The sequence below is a fragment of the Mesorhizobium sp. M7A.F.Ca.CA.001.10.2.1 genome (genome assembly GCF_003998575.1).
Lineage (GTDB): Bacteria > Pseudomonadota > Alphaproteobacteria > Rhizobiales > Rhizobiaceae > Mesorhizobium.
Genome location: NZ_RZQY01001303.1, coordinates 1 through 536, shown reverse-complemented (window position 1 = coordinate 536; position 536 = coordinate 1). Strand labels below are relative to the sequence as shown.

The 536-nt window shown below is 64.9% G+C and carries 1 pseudogene; it reads left to right on the top strand.

Annotation, left to right across the window (positions count from 1 at the left end):
• A pseudogene (locus EN964_RS36775) lies at positions 1–342 on the top strand (PadR family transcriptional regulator); the annotation flags it as partial.
• Positions 343–536 lie beyond the last annotated feature (194 nt).

The following is a 536-nucleotide window of genomic DNA, read 5'->3' as shown; positions in this document are numbered from 1 at the left end:
AACAAGAAGGTGTTTTCGATCACCGAAGCTGGCCAGGCGCATCTCGCCGACAACCGCGAGATGATCGATGGCGTGCTCGACCATCTAGAGCGCTTCGGCCGCAAAATGGCCAAGGCGCGCGACTGGTTCGGCTGGAACGACGAGAGTGAAGAGGGCGGGCGTCGTGGCGGCCGGGGTAGCCGCGGGGATCGTTCGGAAGCGCGCGACGAATTCCGCGCAGTCCGCCACCGACTGCGCGCGGCTCTGGGTGACTTCGTCGACGCCCCGGCCGACAAGCAGGCCGAGGCGATCGCCATCCTCGAAGCCGCCGCCGAGGCGCTGGAAGCGCTGTCGCGCAAGTAAGCTCGTCCAGCCGACCGGACGCAGCCCTTGCCCGCTGGGCCAAGGACCGATAGTGAAATTCATCCCGCGTCACTCTACATGGTGCGGGATGAATGCTGTTGGAGGAAGCCCGATGTCTTTTCTGAAGCGTCTTTTCGGCGGTGGCGCCAGCGGAGCCGAAACGGCTGGACCAACAAGTGCAGCGCCAGCTAAGC